The following is a 22,572-nucleotide window of genomic DNA, read 5'->3' as shown; positions in this document are numbered from 1 at the left end:
AAGGAACTCTTGGTGAATGACTGGCGCGAAACGTTAGTCGAGGCAGTGTCGGGCTGCACGACCGAACATGAACTATTCAATAAATTGCATGCCATTACGTCCGGCTTGGGCTTTGAATTCTGCTCCTACGGTCTAAGAATTCCGCTGCCGTTGGGCGCACCGCACTATGTCCTGCTGTCGAACTACCCGAGCGCCTGGGAAAGCAAGTACGTCAGCGAGAACTACTTCGTCCAGGACCCTACCGTCGAACATGGCCTGACCCGTTCCATCCCCCTGCATTGGTCCGCCGCGCAACAGCACAAACAATTGGCCTTCTGGGAGGAAGCGCGGCACTACCAGCTGAACCACGGCTGGTGCCTGTCTTCCCAGCGGGGGCCCAACGCGATTGGCCTGCTCTCGGTTTCACGCTCCAGTGAATATATTTCTGCGCTGGAGCTGGAGAGCGTCGAAAACAAGCTGATCTGGCTGACGCAGTTGGCGCACGAGTCCATGACACGCTTTTTCTCTGACAAATACCTGCCTGAAATCGACCGCCCCCTGACCGTGCGCGAGAAAGAAACCTTGCGCTGGACGGCACTGGGCAAGACCTATTTCGAGATCAGCATGATCCTGACCATCGACATCCGTACGGTGAAGTTTCATCTGGTCAACGCCATGCGCAAACTCCAGGCCAGCAACAAGGCCGAGGCGGCCGTCAAGGCGGCCTTGCTGGGGCTGCTTTTTTAACCCTGGCGATACTCTCCTGGCGTGCAACCAAACTCACGACGAAAGACCGTGTGCAGGTACTGCGCCGACTTGAAGCCGCAACGCTGCGCAATGTCGGCAATCGCCAGGCCACGGTTTTCCAGGCCTTTGGCGGCCGCCGCCAGCTTGAAACGCAGGATCTCGTCATGCACGCTGCACCCGCGTTCGCGGCGAAAGTGCGCCTCGAGGGATGAACGCGATACCCCCACATACGCTGCCACCTGGGCGGTCTTGATGCCCTGGCAGGCGTACTGGCGGATAAACAGCAGCGCCTGCATCACATACGGGTTGCCCAAGGGTTGATGCAGGCTGGAGGCTTGCACATTGATCGCCTCCGGCGGCACCAGGATCTGCTCGGCCTTGCACGGCTTGCCATGCAGCATCTGGTGCAACAGCGCCGCCGCCGTGCGGCCCATGGTTTCGGTGCCCTGAATCACCGAACTCAGCGGCACCCGCGTGAGCGTGCGGGTCAGTGGGTCGTTGTCGATGCCGATCAGCGCGACCTCCTCCGGCACGGCAATCCCGGCGGTCAGACAGGCTTGCAACAACTGCCGCGCACGGGCATCGGTGACGGCGATGATGCCGATGGGTTTGGGCAAGCCCTGCAGCCAGGCGATCTGCTGCTCTACGGCGCTGTCCCACAGCGGTGCGCTGGTGCCCAGGCCGCGATAGATCTCGACGGGCAGGCCGTCGCGCTGCATCAGGCGGCGAAAGGCTTTTTCCCGCTCCTGGGCCCAGCGATTGGCCTGGGCCTCGGGCAGGCTGAAACAGGCAAAGCGCGTCAGGCCCGCTTCGATCAAGTGCTCATAGGCCAGCTTCATCAAGCCGTGGTTATCGGTGGCCACGTAGGGAATGCCCTTCGGATACGCCCGCGCATCCTCATAGGAACCACCCACCGCCACCACCGGCAGTCGGCTCCCGGCCAGCGCCTCGCCAATCAGCGGATCGTCGAAGTCGGCAATGATCCCATCGCCCTGCCAGCGTTCGATGCCCTTGAGGCGGCACAGAAAGTCCTCTTCAAGGAACAAGTCCCAGGAGGCGCGGGTGCTGCTCAGGTAATTGCCGATGCCGGCGATGATGCCACGGTCGTAGATTTTGCTGCCGTTGAACAGCAAGGCAATGCGGTGCACGGGCGGTAGGGTTTTCATTGTTTTTGTCCTGGGGCCGGTCGGGACAGACTAGACCCCACCACTCAAAATCGCACCATCCCTTGGTGATTTTCATAATCGCCAGCCCCAACACCGTTGCTAGTATCGAGACACCGCCAAGAATAATAAGGAAAACGCCATGCCGTACTTCCCAGGTGTCGAGAAGGTTCGCTTCGAAGGCCCAAACAGCGACGCTCCCCTCGCCTTTCGCCACTACGACGCAAACAAACTGATCCTCGGCAAACCCATGCGTGAACACCTGCGCATGGCCGCCTGTTATTGGCACACCTTTGTCTGGCCGGGGGAGGACATGTTTGGCGTGGGCACCTTCCAGCGCCCGTGGCAGCGCAGCGGCGAGCCAATGGCCGTGGCCATCGGCAAGGCCGAGGCGGCGTTTGAGTTTTTCTCCAAGCTGGGCATCGATTACTACAGCTTTCACGACACGGATGTCGCCCCCGAAGGCCACTCGTTGAAGGAGTACCGCCACCACTTCGCACAGATGGTCGATCACCTGGAGCGGCATCAGGAACAGACCGGCATCAAACTGCTGTGGGGCACCGCCAACTGCTTCAGCAACCCGCGCTTTGCCGCCGGCGCCGCGAGCAATCCAGACCCCGAGGTGTTTGCCGTGGCGGCCGCCCAGGTGTTCAGCGCGATGAACGCCACGCACCGGCTCAACGGGGCCAACTATGTGCTGTGGGGCGGCCGCGAAGGCTACGAAACCCTGCTCAATACCGACCTCAAGCGCGAACGCGAACAGCTCGGGCGCTTTATGCGCATGGTGGTGGAGCACAAGCACAAGATCGGCTTCAAGGGCGACCTGCTGATCGAGCCCAAGCCCCAGGAGCCGACCAAGCACCAATACGATTACGACAGCGCCACGGTGTTCGGCTTCCTGCATGAATACGGCCTGGAACATGAGATCAAGGTGAACATCGAAGCCAACCACGCGACATTGGCCGGGCACAGTTTTCATCACGAAATTGCCACCGCCGTGTCCCTGGGGATTTTCGGCAGCATCGACGCCAACCGCGGTGACCCACAGAACGGCTGGGACACCGACCAATTCCCCAACAGCGTCGAGGAAATGACCCTCGCCACCTATGAAATCCTCAAGGCTGGCGGTTTCAAGAATGGCGGCTATAACTTCGACTCCAAGGTGCGCCGCCAGAGCCTGGACGAAGTGGACCTGTTCCACGGGCATGTGGCGGCCATGGATGTGTTGGCCCTGGCGCTGGAACGCGCAGCGGCGATGGTGCAGAACGATCGGCTGCAACAGTTCAAGGACCAGCGTTACGCCGGTTGGCAGCAACCGTTGGGCCAGGCGGTGCTGGCGGGTGAATTCAGCCTGGCGTCGCTGGCCGAGCATGCGTTTGCCAATGAGTTGAACCCGCAGGCGGTAAGCGGCCGCCAGGAAATGCTCGAAGGCATCGTCAACCGCTTTATCTACCGCTGAACGCGTTGTGAGCGGGCTTGCCCTGCGCCGGGTGGCGAAGCCGCCCTAAACCCAGGCGCCACGGTGTATCAGAAAGACCGAGGCGTCTGGATTTGGGGCGGCTTCGCCACCCGGCGCGGGGCAAGCCCGCTCACTACAAAAACCCGTTTCACCTGAGTCTTTCCAACAACAATAAAAGGACGCACACCCATGAAACGCACACTTATCGCCACCGCCCTGGCCCTGCTCGCCCTGCCCGTCATGGCCGACCCAGCCCACCCGAAAATCGGTTTTTCCATCGACGACCTGCGCCTGGAACGCTGGTCACGCGACCGTGACTACTTCGTCGCCGCCGCCGAAAAACTCGACGCCAAGGTCTTCGTGCAATCGGCCGACGCCAACGAGCAAAAGCAGATTTCCCAGATCGAAAACCTGATCTCCCGGGGCGTCGACGTGATCGTCATTGTGCCGTTCAACGCCACCGTCCTCACCAACGCCGTGGCCGAAGCCAAGAAGGCCGGGATCAAGGTGGTGTCTTATGACCGCCTGATCCTCAACGCCGACATCGACGCCTACATCTCCTTCGATAACGAAAAAGTCGGCGAGATGCAGGCCAGTGGCGTGTTGCAAGCGGCGCCCAAGGGCAACTACTTCCTGCTCGGCGGCGCGCCCACCGACAACAACGCCAAGGTGCTGCGCGAAGGCCAGATGAAGGTGCTGCAACCGGCCATCGACAAGGGCGACATCAAGGTGGTGGGCCAACAGTGGGTCAAGGAATGGAACCCCACCGAGGCCCTGAGCATCGTTGAGAACGCGCTGACCCGCAACGACAACAAGATCGACGCCATCGTCGCCTCCAACGACGCCACCGCCGGTGGCGCGATCCAGGCCCTGGCCGCGCAGCAACTCGCGGGCAAGGTGCCGATCTCCGGCCAGGACGCCGACCTCGCCGCCGTCAAGCGCGTGATCGACGGCACCCAGACCATGACCGTGTACAAACCGCTCAAGCTGATCGCCACCGAAGCGGCCAAGCTTTCAGTGCAGTTGGCGCGCAATGAAAAACCGGCCTACGGCTCGCAATACGACAACGGCAGCAAAAAGGTCGACACCATCCTGCTGACCCCGACCCCGCTGACCAAGGCCAATATCGACCTGTTGGAGAAAGACGGGTTCTACACCAAAGAGCAGATTGCCGGGCAGTGACCGCCATGGCCGACTACCTGCTGCAAATGAACGGCATCGTCAAACGCTTTGGCGGTGTCAACGCCCTCAACGGCATCGACCTCAAGGTGCGGCCGGGGGAATGCATCGGCCTGTGCGGCGAGAACGGTGCCGGTAAATCCACCTTGATGAAGGTGCTGTCGGCGGTCTACCCCCACGGCACCTGGGACGGTGAAATCCTCTGGCACGGGCAACCGCTCAAGGCCCAATCCATCAGCGAAACCGAGGCCGCCGGCATCGTGATCATCCACCAGGAACTGACCCTGGTGCCCGACCTGTCGGTGGCCGAGAACATCTTCATGGGCCACGAGCTGACCCTGCCCGGCGGGCGCATGAACTACCCGGCGATGATCCACCGCGCCGAAGCCCTGATGCGCGAGCTCAAGGTGCCGGACATGAACGTGTCGCTGCCGGTGTCGCAGTACGGCGGCGGCTACCAGCAGCTGGTGGAAATCGCGAAGGCCCTCAATAAACGCGCGCGCCTGTTGATCCTTGACGAGCCCTCCTCGGCCCTGACGCGCTCGGAAATCGAGGTGTTGCTGGACATCATCCGCGACCTGAAAGCCAAGGGCGTGGCCTGCGTATACATCTCCCACAAGCTCGATGAAGTGGCGGCAGTGTGCGACACCATCGCGGTGATCCGCGACGGCAAGCACATCGCGACCACCGCCATGGCCGACATGGACATCGCCACGATCATCACGCAGATGGTCGGCCGCGAGATGAGCAACCTCTACCCCACGCAACCCCACACAGTCGGCGAGGTGGTTTTCGAGGCGCGCAACGTCACCTGCTACGACGTCGACAACCCCAGGCGCAAACGCGTCGACGACATTTCCTTTGCGCTCAAGCGCGGCGAAATCCTCGGCATCGCCGGGCTGGTTGGCGCCGGGCGTACCGAGTTGGTGTCGGCCCTGTTCGGCGCCTACCCCGGACGCTACAGCTGTGAGGTGTGGCTGGACGGCCAGCGGATCGACACCCGCACACCGCTCAAATCGATCCGCGCCGGGCTGTGCATGGTGCCAGAAGACCGCAAGCGCCAAGGCATCATCCCCGACTTCGGCGTGGGCCAGAACATCACCCTGGCCGTGCTCGACACCTATGCCAAGCTGACGCGCATCGATACCGAAGCCGAACTGGGTAGCATCGACCGGCAGATCGCGCGCATGCACCTCAAGACCGCGAGCCCGTTCCTGCCGATCACCAGCCTGTCCGGCGGCAACCAGCAAAAGGCTGTGCTGGCGAAAATGCTGATGGCCAAGCCGCGGGTGCTGATCCTCGACGAGCCCACACGCGGCGTGGACGTGGGCGCCAAGTATGAGATCTACAAACTGATGGGCGCGCTGGCAGCCGAAGGGGTGGCGATCATCATGGTCTCGTCGGAACTGGCCGAGGTGCTGGGAGTGTCCGACCGCGTGCTGGTGATCGGCGACGGCCAACTGCGCGGCGACTTCGTCAACGACGGGCTCACCCAGGAACAGGTACTCGCCGCAGCGCTCAGCCACAACAACAATAATAATGATCGGAAGACCGCGTAGATGAACCAGGTCAAACAGCTGTTTACTCGCTACAAAATGCTTGCCCTGGTCATCGCCGTGGCGGTGATCTGGGTGTTTTTCAGCTGGCAGACCGAGGGCGGGTTTCTCACGCCGCGCAACCTGTCCAACCTGTTGCGGCAGATGGCGATCACCGGGATTCTGGCGTGCGGCATGGTGCTGGTGATCATCAGCGGCGAGATCGACTTGTCGGTAGGCTCGTTGCTGGGGTTGCTCGGTGGCTTGGCGGCGATCCTCGACGTGGTGTATCACGTGCCATTGCTGGCCAACCTGAGTCTGGTGGCGTTGTGCGGGCTGATGATTGGCTTGGCCAACGGCTACATGACGGCCTATCTGCGCATCCCGTCGTTTATCGTCGGGTTGGGCGGGATGCTCGCGTTTCGCGGGATTCTGCTGGGGATCACCGGCGGCACCACCATCGCGCCGGTGTCGCCGTCGCTGGTGTACATAGGCCAGGGGTATTTGCCGCATGCGGTGGGTGTTGGGCTTGGGGTGCTGTTGTTTGCGTTGACGCTGTTCCTGACCTGGAAACAGCGCCGCAATCGCGCATTGCATGGGTTGACGGCGCACTCGATGGTGCGTGACCTGGTGCGTGTGGCAGTGATCGGCGCAGTGCTCGCCGGATTCGTCACCACCCTCAACAGCTATGACGGCATTCCGGTGCCGGTGCTGCTGTTGATGGTGCTGCTCGGCGTGTTCAGCTATGTCACCAGCCAGACCGTGTTCGGCCGCCGGGTGTATGCGGTGGGCAGCAATATGGAGGCCACGCGGCTGTCGGGCATCAATGTGCAGGCGGTGAAATTGTGGATCTTCGGGATCATGGGCGTGATGTGCGCGCTCGCCGGTCTGGTCAACACTGCGCGGCTGGCTGCCGGCTCACCGTCAGCAGGCAACATGGGCGAACTGGACGCCATTGCCGCGTGCTTTATCGGCGGCACTTCGATGCGCGGCGGCTCGGGCACGGTGTATGGCGCGTTGCTGGGGGCGTTGGTGATTACCAGCCTGGACAACGGCATGTCGATGCTGGACGTGGACAGTTACTGGCAGATGATCGTGAAGGGCAGCATTCTGGTGTTGGCGGTTTGGGTGGATGTGAGTACGCGGGCTGGGCGACGGTAAGTTCCCCCATTCTCCAAAACACCCTAGAACCCTTGTGGGAGCGGGCTTGCTCGCGAATGCGGTGGTTCAGTCAACTCATTCATTGGCTGATCCACCGCATTCGCGAGCAAGCCCGCTCCCACATTTTTGACTGCATTTCAGCATTAGGGCGCTGGGGTTGCTGGAGTTTTGTCATGGTTCGTAAAGGGCCAGCAAGTCGTGTCGCTTTAAATTGCGGGACGTTTCCGAGACAATCCCCGCCGCCTTGTGCCTGCTGGAATCGGTGGCTAATCTGCGGTCCGTCACTGCCAATTCAGTGACCGGGTTTAGCAGCCTGACTTCAATAGGCACACGGTTCACATCTGCGTTTATGGTGGCTGTGCGCGGGGCACTTTCGGGTGCGCTGGTTTTCCTATTGACCGGTCTGCTAACCCGCGTACAGCTACCACCCACGTTTAGCAGCGTTGACGGTAGCTCCATTGCCCAATAGGAGTTACACCATGAACAAAGCCCTACCCGATCCACCTATCGACCCGGCAAAAGACCGCGCCGCCTTCAACCGCGCCATCGACCATTACCTGCCAGCCCAAGGCTTCCACTCGGTCAACGAAGACCTGAGTTTCGAAGACGCCCTGCTCTACACCGCCAGTTTGCTGGACAGTGCTTCGGCGACGGCGCTGGATTGTGGTGAGCAGTTGGAGAGCCCCGAACGGGCGAAGATTCTGGCGGTGTGGCACCTGCTGGAGATTGCCCGCACCACGGTGGATCGCTCCATCAACTGCCTGAAACTCGTTTAAACATGTGGGAGCTGGCTTGCCTGCGATAGCGGTCTATCAGTGCCAAACAGGCTAACTGACATTCCCTCATCGCGGGCAAGCCCGCTCCCACAGTGTGACCGCGTACAGGCTTTGGTTATTTGGGGAACGATCAAAAAATGTAACAGCTGCTACGGTTTTCATTCTCATAGCGCCACGACTGGATAACGCCCTCACCCGATACGAGCACAGAGTATCGACAGTCGCGGATCCAGGTCACGAAGTAGCGCTGGCCATCGCCCTCCTTCACAACCTGGTCATAGACTTTGTTCTTGTTGACCGGGGACCAATAGGAGTCGCCACAGCCGCGGCTGCAGTCGTCATAGAGGTGGGCATCGAAGCGCGTGCCGACAAACGCGTTCCTGACGCCCGTCCATGCCGAGTGAGACGGCGCACAGCCCGCCAGCAACGAGCCCAACAAGGCGATACCCATGATTGCTTTCAACGCATTCTCCAGTGGACGGGGATAGTCATTTATCGTGACGCCGGGCTGGTTTCATCTTCTTTATAAGTTGAAACCAGCATGTAGAGGGCGACCAGCAACGCGTAAACCAGCGTCAACATAGACAACCAGAAAACCCCATATCGGGCCATATACGCGTCGAGGCCAATGACCTCCTCAAACACACGAACCTGTGCCACGCCATCGCTGTAGCCGATGTGCACGTCTTTCTCCATGAGCGTTTTCAGATCACCCTGAAAATAAATCCAGATCCGGTAGACGCCGTTTTGCACAATCGCCGGAATCTCCACGCTGCTCAGCAAATCCGGTTTGAGGGTATCGATACGTGATTCGTCGCGGATCTGAACGATACCTTTCTCAGGTAGCTTGATGTGCACTTCCTTGATCACCTTGCTGCCGGTGTTCCTGAGGGTGATCAACAGCCTGACGGGGTAGTTGTCGGGCCCCCTTTCGAACGGAGCGGCGAACAAGGCCTGATAGGGGGCCTGGCTCAGGTCAACGATCTTGTTGATCTGTTCGTGGCTGAGGGCACCGTTGCCGGCTTGCTTGATGTCGTCATACAGGCGCGTGTAATCGAGGTGTTCCTTAACCGTGTCCAAGCGCTCGGTGAAGAGACGTGGCGCACTGTCGTATTGGTAGGAAAGATCGGCCTCGAGTTTGTTGTCGTCCTTGAGCACCATGTACATGCTCAGGACTGACAGCAGCGCGCCCGGCAAGGCCAGCAATACTCCGAATTTTACCCAGCTCAACGTGGCATTTCCCTATTGATTGACTTAACTGTGTTCGCTCGCTGGGTGAGCGTGCCAAGTTCCTTCAAGTAGGGCAAGCGCCTCGCTCCTGGCGCTGGGGCATCTGCTGGAGATGGGCAAAAAAATGTGGGAGCGGGCTTGCTCGCGAATGTGGACTGTCAGTCAACTATATTTCGACTGACACACCGTATTCGCGAGCAAGCCCGCTCCCACACAAGCCCGCTCCTACATTGGATCTTCTACAACCTGAAGTTATTTGGAGACCGGCATGGCGAATTCGGCGCCTTGCTCGATGCTCTCCGACCAGCGCTGCATGATCGACTTCTGCTTGGTGTAGAACCGCACACCCTCAGTGCCGTAGGCATGCATGTCGCCAAACAGGCTTTTCTTCCAGCCGCCAAAACCATGCCACGCCATCGGCACCGGGATCGGCACGTTGATGCCGACCATGCCCACTTCAATGCGCCGGGCAAACTCGCGGGCGATGTTGCCGTCGCGGGTAAAGCAGCTCACGCCGTTGCCAAATTCGTGTTCGTTGACCAGTTTCACCGCTTCGCCGAAGTCGCTCACGCGCACGCAGGCCAGCACCGGGCCGAAGATTTCTTCGCGGTAGATGCTCATCTCTTTGGTCACGTGGTCAAACAAGGTCGCGCCGAGCCAGAAGCCGTTTTCCAGGCCCGCCTCGGTCGGCACGTAGTCGCGTCCGTCGAGCAGCAGTTGTGCGCCGGCCTGCACGCCTTGCTCGATATAGCCGCTGATGCGTTCCAGGGCAGCACGGGACACGATCGGGCCCATCTCGGCTTTCAGGTCGCGGCCGTCGGTGATGCGCAGTTGCTTGGCGCGCTCGGTCAGCGCGGCGATGACTTTGTCACCCACATCGCCCACCAACACTGCCACGGAGATCGCCATGCAGCGTTCGCCGGCACTGCCGTAGGCCGCGCCCATCAAGGCATCCACAGTTTTTTCGATATCGGCGTCGGGCATCACCACCATGTGGTTTTTCGCCCCGCCCAGGCCTTGCACGCGCTTGCCGTGGCGGGCGCCGGTTTCGTAGATGTATTGGGCAATCGGCGTGGAACCGACAAAACTCACGGCCTTGACGTCCGGGTGTTCGATCAGCGCATCCACCGATTCCTTGTCACCCTGCACCACGTTGAACACGCCCTTGGGCAGGCCGGCTTCACGCAGCAGTTCGGCCATGAACAGCGAAGCGCTTGGATCGGTCGGGCTTGGCTTGAGAATGAAGGTGTTACCCGCCGCGATGGCAATCGGGTACATCCACATCGGCACCATCACCGGGAAGTTGAACGGCGTCACGCCCGCTACAACGCCCAGCGGCTGGCGCATGGTCCAGTTGTCCATGCCACGGGAAACCTGGTCGGAATACTCGCCCTTGAGCAGGTTCGGAATACCGCAGGCGAACTCCAGAATGTCGATACCACGGTCCACTTCGCCCTGGGCGTCGGTGAACACCTTGCCGTGTTCGGCAACGATGATGCGCGCCAGGTCGTCCTTGCGTTCACGCAGCAGGTGCAGGTACTCGAACAGCACGCGGGCGCGGCGGATCGGCGGGGTGTCGGCCCAACCGGCGAAGGCGGCCTGGGCAGCGGCGACGGCTTCGGCCACGGTCTGGCGGCTGGCCAGGGCGACGCGGCCGGTCTTTTCACCGGTCGCTGGGTTGAAGACGTCCTGATAACGATCATCGCGGGACACGCGCTGGTCGTTGATGTAGTGCTCGATTGTAGTTGTCATGGCAGTAGATCCCAGGTGGGTAGCATGCAGGTCAGTAAGTCAGACACACGATAGGCTTTCGCTTTGTTCCTAACCAGAGCAGAATCCTGAACTTATTGTCCACATACGCGAACTATCCCATCATGGAAAAGGCTGAGATCGAAGGGCTGTGGACCCATATCCACTGGCTGTCAGTACTGGAAGAGCACGGCACCTACACTGCCGCCGCCGCCCGCCTGGGTGTGAGCAAGTCCGCTGTGAGCCAGCGCATTTCCGACCTGGAAAAAGCCACCGGCACCCGCCTGGTCACCCGCACGACACGCAGCGTGCGCCTGACAGACGCGGGGTTGTCGCTGACCCGAGAAGTACGCAGCGCCTACGCACAAATCGCACGCAGCTTCTCGTCGGTGCGCGACTCGGTCGGAGAGATTCGCGGGCTGGTGCGCCTGACCGCGCCGGTGGCCTTCGCTCGTCAGCAACTGGTGCCGCATCTGTCGGACTTTTTGCAGCAGTACCCGCAGGTGCGTATCCAGCTGGACGTATCCGACGCCCTGAGTTCACTCGCTGCCGAAGGCTACGACCTGGCGGTGCGCCATGGTTTCCAGGTGCCGGAAACCCATGTGGCGTGGAAGCTGTGCGACACCACTTCGGTGTTGGTCGCGACCCAAGACTACCTGCAACGCCACGGTGAACCCCGCGAGCCGGGCGAGTTGTCCGCGCATAACTGCCTGTTCTACCCACGCGGCACCGACCAGCCCGCCTGGACCTTCGAGCGCGGCACAAAACACCTCGAACGCCTCACGGTGCCGATCTCCGGCAGTTTCGCCACCAATAACAGCGAAGCCCTGCGAGACTCGGCCCTCAATCACCTGGGCATCGCCCTGCTCCCGGATTTCAGCGCGCATGCCGCGCTGGCCAGCGGCAAGTTGGTGCAGGTGCTCAAGGACTGGACGCTCAAGGGCGCGTTTGCCGATGAGATTTACCTGATCCGGCCGTATTCGCCCCATGTGCCGAAGTCGGTGAGTGTGTTGGTCGGGTATTTGAAGGACAAACTGTCGGGCGGATTCAGGTTCACAGGCTGAGGTTTAGCGCTTGCCGGATAGAACCAATAGTCCATAATGGACAAATTAGTTTAGTCACGGAGCATCCCATGCCCAGCACGCCTCAAGTGATCAACCAAACCCAGGCCCGCGAGCTGCTCGCCCAAGTCGATGTACCGCAGATCCTGCACAAGCTGTTCCGCGACCTGGCCGCCGGGCAGGCGGTGCAGCCGGCGCAACAGTTGGTCGAATTTCCACAGGGTGCCGGCGACTTCATCAACTACCTGGGCGTGCTGGCCGAGGAAGGCGTTTATGGCGTCAAGACCTCACCGTATATCGTGCGTGAACAGGGGCCGCTGGTGACGGCGTGGACGCTGTTGATGTCGATGCACACCGGCCAACCCCTGCTGCTGTGCGATGCCGCCGAGTTGACCACCGCCCGCACGGCCGCAACGACCGCGTTGGCGGTGGAGGCGTTGGCGCCTCTGTCGGCACGGCGCCTGGCGATTATCGGCAGTGGCAAGGTGGCCCAGGCGCATCTGCATTACGTGAAAAACCTCCGGGACTGGCAAAGCATCCGCGTATTTTCGCCAAGCCTGGGCGCAGCTGCACCGCAGGCCATCGCCCACCTCAACAGCCTGGACCCACGGCTGACCATCGCGCCTACGTGCGATGCGGCTGTGGACGACGCCGACGTGATCCTGCTGTGCACCTCATCCGCCGGGCCGGTGATCGATCCAAGCCGCCTGGGCAAGCCGGCGTTGATCACCTCCATCAGCACCAACGCCCCGCGCGCCCACGAAGTACCACCCGAATCCCTGAACGGCATGCAGGTATTTTGCGACTATCGCCAGACCACCCCAGGCTCGGCCGGGGAAATGCTCATCGCCGCCGAACAGCACGGCTGGGACAAACGCCACATCGTCGGCGACCTGCCCGAACTGCTCAGCGAACACGTACCGCGCCCGTCCTACGACCGTCACGTATTCTTCCGCTCCATCGGCCTGGGCCTGGAAGACATCGCATTGGCCAATGCACTCTGGAGACACTTATGAGCCACGCAGATTTCATCATCATCGGCGGCGGCATTGCCGGCGCGTCCACGGGTTTCTGGTTGTCGCCGCACGGCAAGGTGCTGGTGCTGGAGCGTGAAAGCCATCCGGGTTATCACTCCACCGGGCGTTCGGCGGCGCTCTACACTGCCGCCTATGGCACCGCGCAAGTGCGCGCGTTGACCCTGGCCAGCCGCGCGTTTTTCGACAACCCGCCGCCGGGTTTCTGCGAACACCCGCTGCTGACGCCACGGGGCGAAATCACCGTCGACTTTATCGGCGACGCGGCCGAATTGAACGCCCAGTACCTGAGCGCCAAGGCCACCGTGGCACAGGTTGAACTGCTCAGCGCCGACGAAGCCTGCGCGAAAATGCCGATTCTGCGCCGCGAAAAAGTCCACGGCGCGCTGTACGACCCGACCGCCAGCGACATCGACACCGACGCGCTGCACCAGGGCTACCTGCGTGGCATCCGCCGCAACGGCGGCGAGGTGCGCACCGACAGCCACGTCATCGGCTTGAGCCGTGACGCCGCCGGCCTCTGGCAGGTGCAAACCGGCGATACCACCTACAGCGCGCCCGTCATCATCAACGCCGCCGGTGCCTGGGCCGACAGGCTCGGTGCGCTGGCCGGTGCCGCGCCTATCGGCCTGCAACCCAAGCGCCGCTCGGCCTTCATCTTTGCCGGCCCCGAAGGCGTCGACAGCCACCACTGGCCGATGCTGGTGGCGCTGGACGAATCCTTCTACATGAAACCCGACGCCGGCATGTTCCTCGGCTCGCCGGCCAACGCCGACCCGGTCGAACCCCAGGACATCCAGCCCGAAGAGCTGGACATCGCCATGGGCATCTACCAGATCGAAGAAGCCACCACCCTGACCATTCGCCGCCCAACGCGTACCTGGGCCGGGCTGCGCAGCTTTGTGCAGGATGGCGATTTGCTTGCAGGTTTCGATCCCGTGGTGCCCGGCCTGTTCTGGGTGGCCGCCCAAGGCGGGTATGGCATCCAGACCTCCCCGGCCATGGGCCAGGCCAGCGCGGCGCTGGTGCGCGGGGCGCCATTGCCGGAGCCACTGACGCGGTTCGGCCTCGACGCTGGTATGCTCTCCCCCGCACGCCTGGAGCCCCATTGATGAACAGCGCCGAACAAGAACAGATCATGCAGAACTTCCGGGCGATGGCCGACGCCATCGCCACGCTGTTCTTTCCCCACGCCGAAGCAGTGCTGCACGATTTGCGCTCGCAAAAGGTCGACTACATCGCCAACAACCTGTCGAAACGGGCAATTGGCGACGACTCGGCGCTGGAGGACATGCTCAGTGACGACATCAGCGACGTCAATATCGGCCCGTACGAAAAGCTCAATTGGGATGGTCAGAAAATTCGCAGCCTGAGCACCGTGCTGCACGACCACACAGGTCGGCGCCTGGCGGTGCTGTGCATCAACCTGAATATTTCACTGTTTGAAAACGCCAAGGCGGCGCTGGACCTGTTTCTCTCGCCGAGCAAACTGATCCCACAGCCGGACTCGCTGTTTCGCGATGATTGGCAAGAGCGCATCAACACGTTTTTGCATGCCTGGATGCGCGAGCGGCAACTGAGCCTCAACCTGCTGACCCGCGACCACAAGCGCGAACTGGTGCTGGCGCTGCATGCCGAGGGCGCGTTCAAAGGCAAGAGCGCCTCGAACTACGTGGCCAACGTGCTGGGCATGGGGCGGGCGACGGTCTACAAACACCTCAAGGAATTGAAAGGCCATTGAGGCACCTCGGTCGTAGTGAGCGGGCTTGCCCCGCGCTGGGCGGCGCAGCCGCCCCAAACGATCCACCGCGGTGTTTCAGGAAGACCGAGGTGCCTGGATTTGGGGCGGCTGCGCCACCCAGCGCGGGCAAGCCCGCTCACTACAATAGGGGGGGCCGGGTTGTGTGGGCATCAATCGCCGTAGATGTCGGACTTGAAGTACTGCTGCGAAATCTTCTGGTACTCACCGCTCGCCCGAATCCCGTCAATCGCCGCGTTCAACTGCGTGACCAACGCCTCATTGCCCTTGCGCACCGCGATCCCCGCGCCCTCGCCCACGTATTTCGGGTCCTTCAGCTCGGGCCCGACAAACGCATAGCCCTTGCCCCGAGGCATCTGCAGGAAGTCATTCAGCGGGATGGTGTCGGCAAAGATCGCATCCAGCCGACCGGCCGCCAGGTCCATGTAGATTTCTTCGTTATTACTGTAGCGCTTGACGGTGATGCCCTTGGGTTCAAATACCTCGGTGGCATAACGGTCGGTGGTGGTCGCACGCTGCACGCCGATGGTCTTGCCCTTGAGGCTGGCGTAGCCGTCATCCACCACCGCGCCGTCCTTCATCACCAGCCGCGACGAGGTGAAATAGTACTTGTGGGTGAAGTCCACCGACTTCTTGCGGTCTTCATTGATGGTCATGGACGACAAGGCCATGTCGATTTTCTTCACCTTGAGGGACGGAATCAGACCATCGAACTCACCTTCGACCCACACACACTTGACCTTCATCTGCGCGCACAGGGCGTTGCCAATGTCGTAGTCAAAACCGACGATCTCGCCTTTTTCCGTCTTGGAGGCAAACGGCGGGTACGCCGCTTCAATGCCGATGCGCAGGGTTTTCTCGGCTGCCATCAACGGGCAGGACGCAAGCAGGCCCAAGGCCAGGGCGGTGATGAGGGGGAGTTTCTTCATGATGAGGTTCTCGCGGGTTGTTGTTGGTTTGGCAAGAGAGAAGAAAGCGCTGCTGCAACTGTTTTGTACTTATAATTCCATACTGGACTTTTACGTCTTCATCGTCAATCGCAGTTGTAGCGCGTGTGTACCAACACCCGGGTAAACGCCGGAGCGGCCCGCGCCCCTTCCCGCGCACCGCGAATCCAGCGCACCGCCGCCGCCAGTTCGCCGACGACATCATGGGACACCACGTAGTCCATCACCCCGGATTCGAGCATCGCCCGCGTATGCCCGGTCAACTCGTGGCCGACGAATACCGGGCGCTGCTCGGCGGGAATCGTGCCGATGGCCTGGGCCACACCACGGTTGGCGCCGGCCACGTTGTAGATTGCCGCCGGGTAGTCGTGCTTGGAGAAATAGCGCAGCAACTGCTCGGCGGTGGTCTGCGGGCTGTCGTCGGACATCATTCGCTCATCGATTTTCAAGTGCGGGAACTCCGCGCGCAGCACCCGTCGAAAGCCCATTTCCCGCTCCTGTTGGCAGCGAAACGCCATGCTCGTGACCAGCAGGATCTTGGCCCTCTGCCGCGCCAGGCGATTGCCGATCAACAGTCCGGCGACGCTACCGGCCGCATATTGATCGTTGCCCACATAGGCACTGCGCCCCGAGTTGGGCAGGTCGGTGGTCAGGCAGACCACGGGGATCGCCTGGCGACACAAGGCGCGGATGGCACGATTGATCGCCGGGTGTTCGCGGCACACCACTATCACACCGTCGGCCGTGGCGCCGTCGGCCTGCACCTGGTCGGCCAATGCCGCAGGATCGACCTGATTGCTCGGCACGTAGCTGCCGTGCACCACCACGCCGGGGGTCGAACTGTTGATCTCCTCCTGCGCACTGGCCAGCGTGGCGTTGAAGGTTTCCCCCGACTCACAGAACAGTTTGATATGCAGGGTGGCCGTGCCGTTGGCCAGGTCCTGCTTGAGCTTGTCCAACGCCGCCAGCACCTTGAGCCGGGTATTTTCGCGCACCCCGGCGCGGTTATTGAGTACGCGGTCCACGGTAGCGACGCCGACCCTGGCAACCCTGGCGATCTGCTCCACGGTAGGGCCCTTCCAGAGTTGCGTGGAGCTTTGCTGAGGCATGGCGGCGCATCCTGAATGATGTAAATACCCTCCGTTATAAACCGCAAACCTCTATTTACGCAGTTTTTTAAGCGTCCTTATTTGATGGTTTTCACATCAGACTTTGCCCTTGCTCAGCCTTGAACACGGCGTGGTCGCTGCGAATAATCGCCTCACAACAACCACAACACTCCGTCAGGAATCGCGCTATGAAACTGGGATTTGTCACCGACACCCTGGGCAACCTGCCCTTGGGCGATGTGCTCAAGCACGCCGAACGCATGGGCCTGTCCGGCCTGGAAGTGAACACCGGCGGCTGGTCCACCGCGCCACACTTGAACCTCAAGCACATGCTCGACAGCAACGCCGCCCGCCGCGATTTCACCCGCAGTTTCGAGCAGCACAACCTGGAAATCATCGCGCTGAACGCCAACGGCAACCCGCTGCATCCGACCCAGCCGGAGCAGGCGCAGTGCCTCAAGGACACGATTCGCCTGGCCGGTGAGCTGGGGATCAAGACCGTGTGCACCATGTCCGGCCTGCCCGAAGGCCAGGCCGGCGACCGCATGCCCAATTGGGTCGTAGCCTCGTGGCCGCCGGAGACGCAAACCATTCTGCGCTACCAATGGGAAGAGCGCCTGCTGCCGTTCTGGAGCGAGATCGCCGACCTGGCCAAGGCCCACGGCGTGGAGCGCATCGCCCTCGAATTGCACGGCAGCCAGTGCGTGTTCAACGTGCGCTCGCTGCTCAAGCTGCGCAACGCCATCGGCCCGGTGATCGGCGCCAACCTCGACCCGTCGCACCTGTTCTGGATGGGTGCCGACCCACTGGCCGCCGCCGATGCCCTGGGCGATGCGCTGTACCACGTGCACGCCAAGGACACCCTGCTCAACACGCCGGTGCAGGCGGTGGATTCGCTGCTGGAAAACGGCTCGCTGATGGACGTGTCGGCACGCAGTTGGTCCTACATCACCCTCGGTTTCGGCCATGGCGAGCAGTGGTGGCGACAGTTCTGCTACCGCCTGAAAATGGCCGGCTACGACGGCTGGCTGTCCATCGAACACGAGGATGTGCTGCTCAACAGCCTCGAAGGCCTGGAGAAATCCGTGGCGCTGCTGCACGGGGTGATGCCGGTGGCGGCCAGCGATTTCAAGCCTCAGGCGATCTGAGCCCCCTCACTGCGCTCAACCACGCCCGTGGCTGAGCGCCCTGTTGTTTCAGTCGGAATATCACAATGACAACTAACTCCTACGGAAAACTGGAGCACATCGCTGAACCTGAACAACGTCACCAACCCGATATACCTGCTGTCGCTGTACCAGGCCGCCGGTTCCACCAACTACGGCGCGCTGCGCAATGTGACCGCTTCGGTGACCTGGGAGTACTGAGCCCGCCGGGGCAAGGCATCACTACCGTAAGTAGTGGGCCTCGATCAGGTCGAGCATCTGCTTGCGGTGACGCTCGATCTGCTCCCACCCCCACGTTTCGCCCTCGCCCAACACATCGAACATATGCGCCAGCTTCAAGGAGTCGTACTGCCGTTTGGCGATGAAGTCAGCCTTTTTCTTCAGTACGGCCTGGTTGCTGTATGAGGAGTTCTCGCCGGGGCTCAACAGCACCAGGTTGCCGAAGCTATGAAGGTATTGGTCATCCAGACGGTTCTGGTATTCCTCGTTTTGAGGGTGCACGTGTTCAACTGAATTTCTTGAAGCGATGCGATAGCTCTCCAGCGTTTCCTTGTGGAAGCACCGGAGCTGATTGCGTTCGCGCCAGAGGATGTATTCCAGCTTCTGGAACCAGTAACGTTCAAAGCCTGTGCCGTTGGCTTCCCTGAGGTAGGCGAGTTTGTCTGTAATGTGCTGAGGTGATGCACAACTACCTGACAACAAGACAAAGCTCGCAGTTTTTTGGGTACTGGTTTCAGGAGCAATCGACAATTGGTTGTCGATGTATTCCAGCAAAGTATCGACCTGTTGACCGCCCAGGCTCGAATCGTTGACCAGCGCTCCCAGAAACGGCGTTAGCCAATACTGGGCACTGCGATCACCGGTGAAGTAACGCACGCTCTGCAGTTGCGCCAGGTTGGGTGTATTCAACTCGGTGGTGCGGCTGGCGCTCACCTTGCCAACTGTGCGCCTATTGATAATGCTCAGCCGCAGGTGCTTGTCCTTCTCTTCGGCCAGACGCACCCACTTCACGACCCACAGATCAAACTGATAACGCACCTGCCACAAGCATTCGATGAATCCCCGGGCCTGGTTCACGTTCGCTTCGTCGACAAACTGCTTGAAGCAACTGTTCAGGCGCGACTCGTTGAGCGGCGTAACGATGTCCTCTCCATCGCCGTGCAGATGCAGGTAAATGCGGTAAGTATGCAGCAGCAGCGCACCGAAACTGATGATCGATTGCACACTGCCCTCATCGTGATCATCGTCATCGATGTCTTTTACGGGGGCCGGATAAAGTTCATCCCGGGACACGCGTTTTGTACTGATTTCGGCAATCGTCAGACCGTTACCGCGACCTTCTGACGGACGTTCCAGGAAGAAGACATCACGCGAATAGCACTCAAGGTCCGTAAACCTCATGCGCTTCCAGGCGGCATCCGGGAAAACGCGGGACACACTGCGCTCGAAGTAACTGTCCATGTCTTCGCAAGCTTGCCAGATGCCTTCATAGCACGCACGGTGATGGGAGATTTTGTCCATCAGGCGCGCTTTCAGGATGTCGGTCTGCTCCAGCTGGATCCCACTGGTATTGAGGGTGGCGAACAGGCCGTTCAAATCCATGCTGGCCGGCATGATGTTATTCACCCACTTGACCTGGTTCAGCAAAAATCGCTCGACCGCCGCCAACCAGTCGGGGCCTCGTTGTTTGCGCAGCTCCTGCAAGCGGTCCTTTGCCGTCTTGTGAGCGGCGACCAACTGCTTCAGGTAAGGTTTTTCGTGCAGGTCGACGACAGGCTCGTCGTCACTCAGTCCTGCCCAGGCAGCGAGCCGGGCCTGGACCTCCTCACGAATCGCAAAAACCAATCGCGGCTTGCCCCCCAGCACGGCCAGCGCTTTCAAGCGCGGACTTGGCGAAACGGCATGGAAGGCCAGTGCCAATACCAACAACGTAGTCATGCGCTGTTGACCATCAATCAATTCGTACGTGACGTCAGCCGCCGAGTCGCTGCGGTTTGGCAAGCGACTGGTCAACACCGTACCAATGTAGTAGTGATCGTCACCTTTCATGCAAGCATTGATGATTTGATTCAACAGCCCAAGCACATCGTCGCTCGACCATACATACGGACGCTGGTAGCTGGGAATCACCAGTGCAACGTTATTCAGGCACAGTGCGTCGGCTGTCTGGACCTGGGAAAGAACCTGCGCGGTCATGGACGACTCCCACACAATGAATCAAGCGCTTTGCGCAACTGAAGATCGTACGCGGTGATCATTGCCTGCGGGTTATCCATAGGCAGAGGTAGATGCAGCGTTGCCGCGACCGAGGTAATAAAGCGTGACTTAATGGTGTTTGTATCAACCCCGGCAGGGTCAAGTTCGTATTGGTAATCGCGCAAGTACTGAATGAGTTGCTCATGGTTGAAACTGCTGGTGATCCAATCCAATACCGGGTTGTCACGCACAAACCGCTGCACATCCATTTCACGCACGCTGACCTGATGAGTCAGGCGTACCGAAAACGTCATCCGAAACAGCCACAGGCTGGCTTGCAGCAATTGCGCGGTACCGAACTGGCACACATACAGCAGCAAAGCGCAGTCATACAAACGCAGCAGGAACACACTGCCACGGGCCTTGATCGCAAGTTGTTCGTAATAGCGATAGAACTCAGCCAACTCCGGCACGTCTCGCTTGATCAACAAACGCTCCTGCAGCTCATGAAAATAAGCCACATAACGGATGGTATTCGCCCCTGTGCTCAGCGGCTGGCGCATGCCGTAGCCTGGCCGAGTCGCCTGCCAGGACTCACCATCACCAGCATGATTGATCTGCGCCGGGCGGTAAGCCACGTCACGACCGTCGGCAACCGTACGTTTTGCCAACTCATCGACGATCTGTTCACGCTCGGCAATCGGCTCGCGGTCACTGGCCACCTTTCGCCATTTCAACGTCTGCCAACTGCGTGATTTCATCAGTGTCGCGACCAGCGAGGTCAGGTCGCCGAAGGATTCCCACTGCCGGGCATAGGCGTCCTGAGCGGCACGCGGCACGCTGCGTAAATGGAAAGCCTTGATAATGTCCGCACCACCCAGGCGCACGCCACTGGTGTTCTGAGTTTCAAAAAACCGGTACGCGTCATCTTCTGAACGGGTGACGACCAGACTGATATTAATCCGATTGAAGTCAACATGCGGCAGCTCCTGCGCTTCCAGCCAGGCGAGGTTTCGGCGAATCCGGTTCTGGCTTTGCGGGGAAGAAAACTTCAGATCAAAGGCGGCCGCACCACGCGACTGCAAAAACCGCAGTAACGCCATGCTGGTCAAACGCTGCTGCCCATCGATGATGTTCAACTGACCGCGCCGGTGATCACTGCCGCCGACCTGATGCAGGATGATGCTACCCAAGTAAAAGTCATGGGAGGGCGTCGCTTGCTCGACTGCCGCTTTGGGAAAGAACGCCTGCAGATCCAGCAGTAAGCGCTCCAGCTGTTTGGGGCCCCAGCGATAAGGCCGCTGATACTCAGGCAACCTCAATGTACCGAACACCAGGCTGGCGTCGCTGGCGAGGATTTTGCGGGATTGGAGCAATGCTTCCAGCGACGTGCTGGCGACCACGATGCCATCCATGACGCTGGGGGCTGCATGGAGTAAATAGCCGTCCTTGACTGCCTGATTCATTCAGAATTTCTTCCTTTGTCTAGCGTCGCAAGCAACGCCAATTGCCTTCTCGATTGCTTTTTCCGGCATCGAGTACAGAAGGGGTTACCCACATAGTCGGCAGCCACACCGAAAGCCTTAGCAAATTTAAGGCACTGTGCCATCAGTTCGCAGTCGTCGCCTGCTCGCGAAGGTGTTTCAAATCCTTGCGCTTTACGTATTATGGTATACCATCATACGCAAACCCAATCACAAAAACTGGAGCCGTGCCATGAGTTTCGAAATCCGCAAGATCGTCAGCTACGTCGAAGAAACCTTCATCGAAGGCGGCAAAGCCTCTGACACCCCGGTGAAAATGGTCGGCCTGGCCGTGGTATTGAAAAACCCGTGGCTGGGCCGTGGTTTCGTCGAGGACCTCAAACCGGAAATCCGCGCCAACTGCTCCGACCTCGGTGCGCTGATGGTTGAACGCCTGGTGGGCATCATCGGCGGTGCCGAGAACATCGAGGCCTACGGTAAAGCGGCCGTGGTGGGCGCCGACGGCGAGATCGAGCACGCTTCGGCGATCATCCACACCCTGCGTTTCGGCAACCACTACCGTGAAGCGGTCAACGCCAAGAGCTACCTGAGCTTTACCAACAAGCGCGGCGGCCCGGGCACTTCGATCCAGATCCCGATGATGCACAAGGACGACGAAGGCCTGCGCTCGCACTACATCACCCTGGAAATGCAGATCGAAGACGCGCCGCGTGCAGACGAAATCGTCGTCGTGCTGGGTTGCGCCGACGGCGGCCGCCTGCACCCGCGTATCGGCAACCGCTACATCGACCTGGAAGAACTGGCCGCTGAAAAAGCCCAGTAATCCCGGCCGATAATT

20 protein-coding genes are annotated in these 22,572 nt (G+C 60.5%); 12 read left to right on the top strand and 8 right to left on the bottom strand.

Going from position 1 to position 22,572, the window contains the following annotated elements:
- Positions 1-12 precede the first annotated feature (12 nt).
- On the top strand, positions 13-726 hold the full coding sequence (locus OPU96_RS18465; protein ID WP_192300885.1) for an autoinducer binding domain-containing protein: 714 nt from the start codon (positions 13-15) through the stop codon (positions 724-726).
- Here OPU96_RS18465 and OPU96_RS18460 read toward each other — a convergent pair.
- On the bottom strand, positions 723-1,892 hold the full coding sequence (locus tag OPU96_RS18460) for a XylR family transcriptional regulator (RefSeq protein ID WP_305392431.1): 1,170 nt from the start codon (positions 1,890-1,892) through the stop codon (positions 723-725). The two genes, OPU96_RS18465 and OPU96_RS18460, sit on opposite strands and share 4 nt — an antisense overlap.
- A gap of 139 nt (positions 1,893-2,031) precedes the next feature.
- Here OPU96_RS18460 and xylA point away from each other — a divergent pair, with 139 nt between their 5' ends.
- The 5 genes from xylA to OPU96_RS18435 all read left to right on the top strand — a co-directional run bounded on the left by xylA (position 2,032) and on the right by OPU96_RS18435 (position 7,999).
- A complete protein-coding gene (gene xylA / locus OPU96_RS18455; RefSeq protein ID WP_498559480.1) occupies positions 2,032-3,348 on the top strand; it encodes a xylose isomerase in 1,317 nt (438 codons plus the stop codon).
- Between the two features lie 189 nt (positions 3,349-3,537).
- On the top strand, positions 3,538-4,530 hold the full coding sequence (xylF, locus tag OPU96_RS18450) for a D-xylose ABC transporter substrate-binding protein (protein ID WP_192300882.1): 993 nt from the start codon (positions 3,538-3,540) through the stop codon (positions 4,528-4,530).
- Positions 4,531-4,535: 5 nt separating this feature from the next.
- Positions 4,536-6,086, top strand: a complete 1,551-nt coding sequence (xylG, locus tag OPU96_RS18445; RefSeq protein ID WP_498559479.1) for a D-xylose ABC transporter ATP-binding protein — start codon at positions 4,536-4,538, stop codon at positions 6,084-6,086.
- The gene (locus tag OPU96_RS18440) at positions 6,087-7,223 is read left to right on the top strand and encodes a sugar ABC transporter permease (protein WP_305392429.1); all 1,137 of its coding nucleotides are present in this window, start codon (positions 6,087-6,089) and stop codon (positions 7,221-7,223) included.
- A 479-nt stretch (positions 7,224-7,702) separates the two neighbouring features.
- Positions 7,703-7,999 (top strand): DUF6124 family protein, encoded by a 297-nt coding sequence (locus OPU96_RS18435; RefSeq protein ID WP_226456003.1) that lies wholly within the window; start codon positions 7,703-7,705, stop codon positions 7,997-7,999.
- A 130-nt stretch (positions 8,000-8,129) separates the two neighbouring features.
- Here OPU96_RS18435 and OPU96_RS18430 read toward each other — a convergent pair whose 3' ends face one another.
- The 3 genes from OPU96_RS18430 to OPU96_RS18420 form a co-directional block, all read right to left on the bottom strand.
- Entirely contained in the window at positions 8,130-8,462 is a 333-nt protein-coding gene (locus tag OPU96_RS18430) for a hypothetical protein (RefSeq protein ID WP_305392428.1), read from the bottom strand.
- A gap of 29 nt (positions 8,463-8,491) precedes the next feature.
- Positions 8,492-9,229: a hypothetical protein gene (locus OPU96_RS18425; protein ID WP_498559478.1), complete on the bottom strand. Its 738-nt coding sequence runs from the start codon at positions 9,227-9,229 to the stop codon at positions 8,492-8,494.
- Positions 9,230-9,481: 252 nt separating this feature from the next.
- The gene (locus OPU96_RS18420; protein ID WP_498559477.1) at positions 9,482-10,981 is read right to left on the bottom strand and encodes a CoA-acylating methylmalonate-semialdehyde dehydrogenase; all 1,500 of its coding nucleotides are present in this window, start codon (positions 10,979-10,981) and stop codon (positions 9,482-9,484) included.
- 122 nt (positions 10,982-11,103) lie between these two features.
- Between OPU96_RS18420 and OPU96_RS18415 the strand changes: the two genes are divergently transcribed.
- From OPU96_RS18415 to OPU96_RS18400, 4 genes are all read left to right on the top strand, one after another.
- Positions 11,104-12,042, top strand: a complete 939-nt coding sequence (locus tag OPU96_RS18415; protein WP_192300877.1) for a LysR family transcriptional regulator — start codon at positions 11,104-11,106, stop codon at positions 12,040-12,042.
- Positions 12,043-12,110: 68 nt separating this feature from the next.
- Positions 12,111-13,055 carry an ornithine cyclodeaminase family protein gene (locus tag OPU96_RS18410; RefSeq protein ID WP_498559476.1) on the top strand — a complete coding sequence of 315 codons (945 nt, stop codon included), beginning with the start codon at positions 12,111-12,113 and terminating at the stop codon, positions 13,053-13,055.
- The gene (locus OPU96_RS18405; RefSeq protein WP_498559475.1) at positions 13,052-14,185 is read left to right on the top strand and encodes an NAD(P)/FAD-dependent oxidoreductase; all 1,134 of its coding nucleotides are present in this window, start codon (positions 13,052-13,054) and stop codon (positions 14,183-14,185) included. The genes OPU96_RS18410 and OPU96_RS18405 overlap by 4 nt, the downstream gene beginning before the upstream one ends.
- Positions 14,185-14,814 carry a helix-turn-helix transcriptional regulator gene (locus OPU96_RS18400; RefSeq protein WP_192300874.1) on the top strand — a complete coding sequence of 210 codons (630 nt, stop codon included), beginning with the start codon at positions 14,185-14,187 and terminating at the stop codon, positions 14,812-14,814. The genes OPU96_RS18405 and OPU96_RS18400 overlap by 1 nt, the downstream gene beginning before the upstream one ends.
- 170 nt (positions 14,815-14,984) lie before the next feature.
- Here the strand turns inward: OPU96_RS18400 and OPU96_RS18395 are convergent, their stop codons facing one another.
- Together OPU96_RS18395 and OPU96_RS18390 are read right to left on the bottom strand one after the other, a co-directional pair.
- A complete protein-coding gene (locus tag OPU96_RS18395) occupies positions 14,985-15,761 on the bottom strand; it encodes an ABC transporter substrate-binding protein (RefSeq protein WP_192300873.1) in 777 nt (258 codons plus the stop codon).
- A 104-nt stretch (positions 15,762-15,865) separates the two neighbouring features.
- A complete protein-coding gene (locus OPU96_RS18390) occupies positions 15,866-16,888 on the bottom strand; it encodes a LacI family DNA-binding transcriptional regulator (protein WP_498559474.1) in 1,023 nt (340 codons plus the stop codon).
- Between the two features lie 188 nt (positions 16,889-17,076).
- On the opposite strand from OPU96_RS18390, the gene OPU96_RS18385 reads away from it, so the two are divergent.
- Entirely contained in the window at positions 17,077-18,036 is a 960-nt protein-coding gene (locus tag OPU96_RS18385) for a sugar phosphate isomerase/epimerase family protein (RefSeq protein ID WP_498559473.1), read from the top strand.
- 240 nt (positions 18,037-18,276) lie between these two features.
- Here OPU96_RS18385 and OPU96_RS18380 read toward each other — a convergent pair whose 3' ends face one another.
- Positions 18,277-20,250 (bottom strand): DUF262 domain-containing protein, encoded by a 1,974-nt coding sequence (locus OPU96_RS18380; RefSeq protein WP_498559472.1) that lies wholly within the window; start codon positions 20,248-20,250, stop codon positions 18,277-18,279.
- Complete coding sequence (locus tag OPU96_RS18375) at positions 20,247-21,716, bottom strand: DUF262 domain-containing protein (protein ID WP_498559471.1); 1,470 nt, start codon at positions 21,714-21,716, stop codon at positions 20,247-20,249. Before OPU96_RS18375 ends, OPU96_RS18380 begins: the two co-directional genes overlap by 4 nt.
- A gap of 250 nt (positions 21,717-21,966) precedes the next feature.
- Between OPU96_RS18375 and OPU96_RS18370 the strand changes: the two genes are divergently transcribed.
- Positions 21,967-22,557 carry an amino acid synthesis family protein gene (locus OPU96_RS18370; RefSeq protein ID WP_498559470.1) on the top strand — a complete coding sequence of 197 codons (591 nt, stop codon included), beginning with the start codon at positions 21,967-21,969 and terminating at the stop codon, positions 22,555-22,557.
- Positions 22,558-22,572 lie beyond the last annotated feature (15 nt).

The organism is Pseudomonas sp. RP-B7, from assembly GCF_059803535.1.
This window is presented reverse-complemented; position numbering and strand designations above follow the sequence as displayed.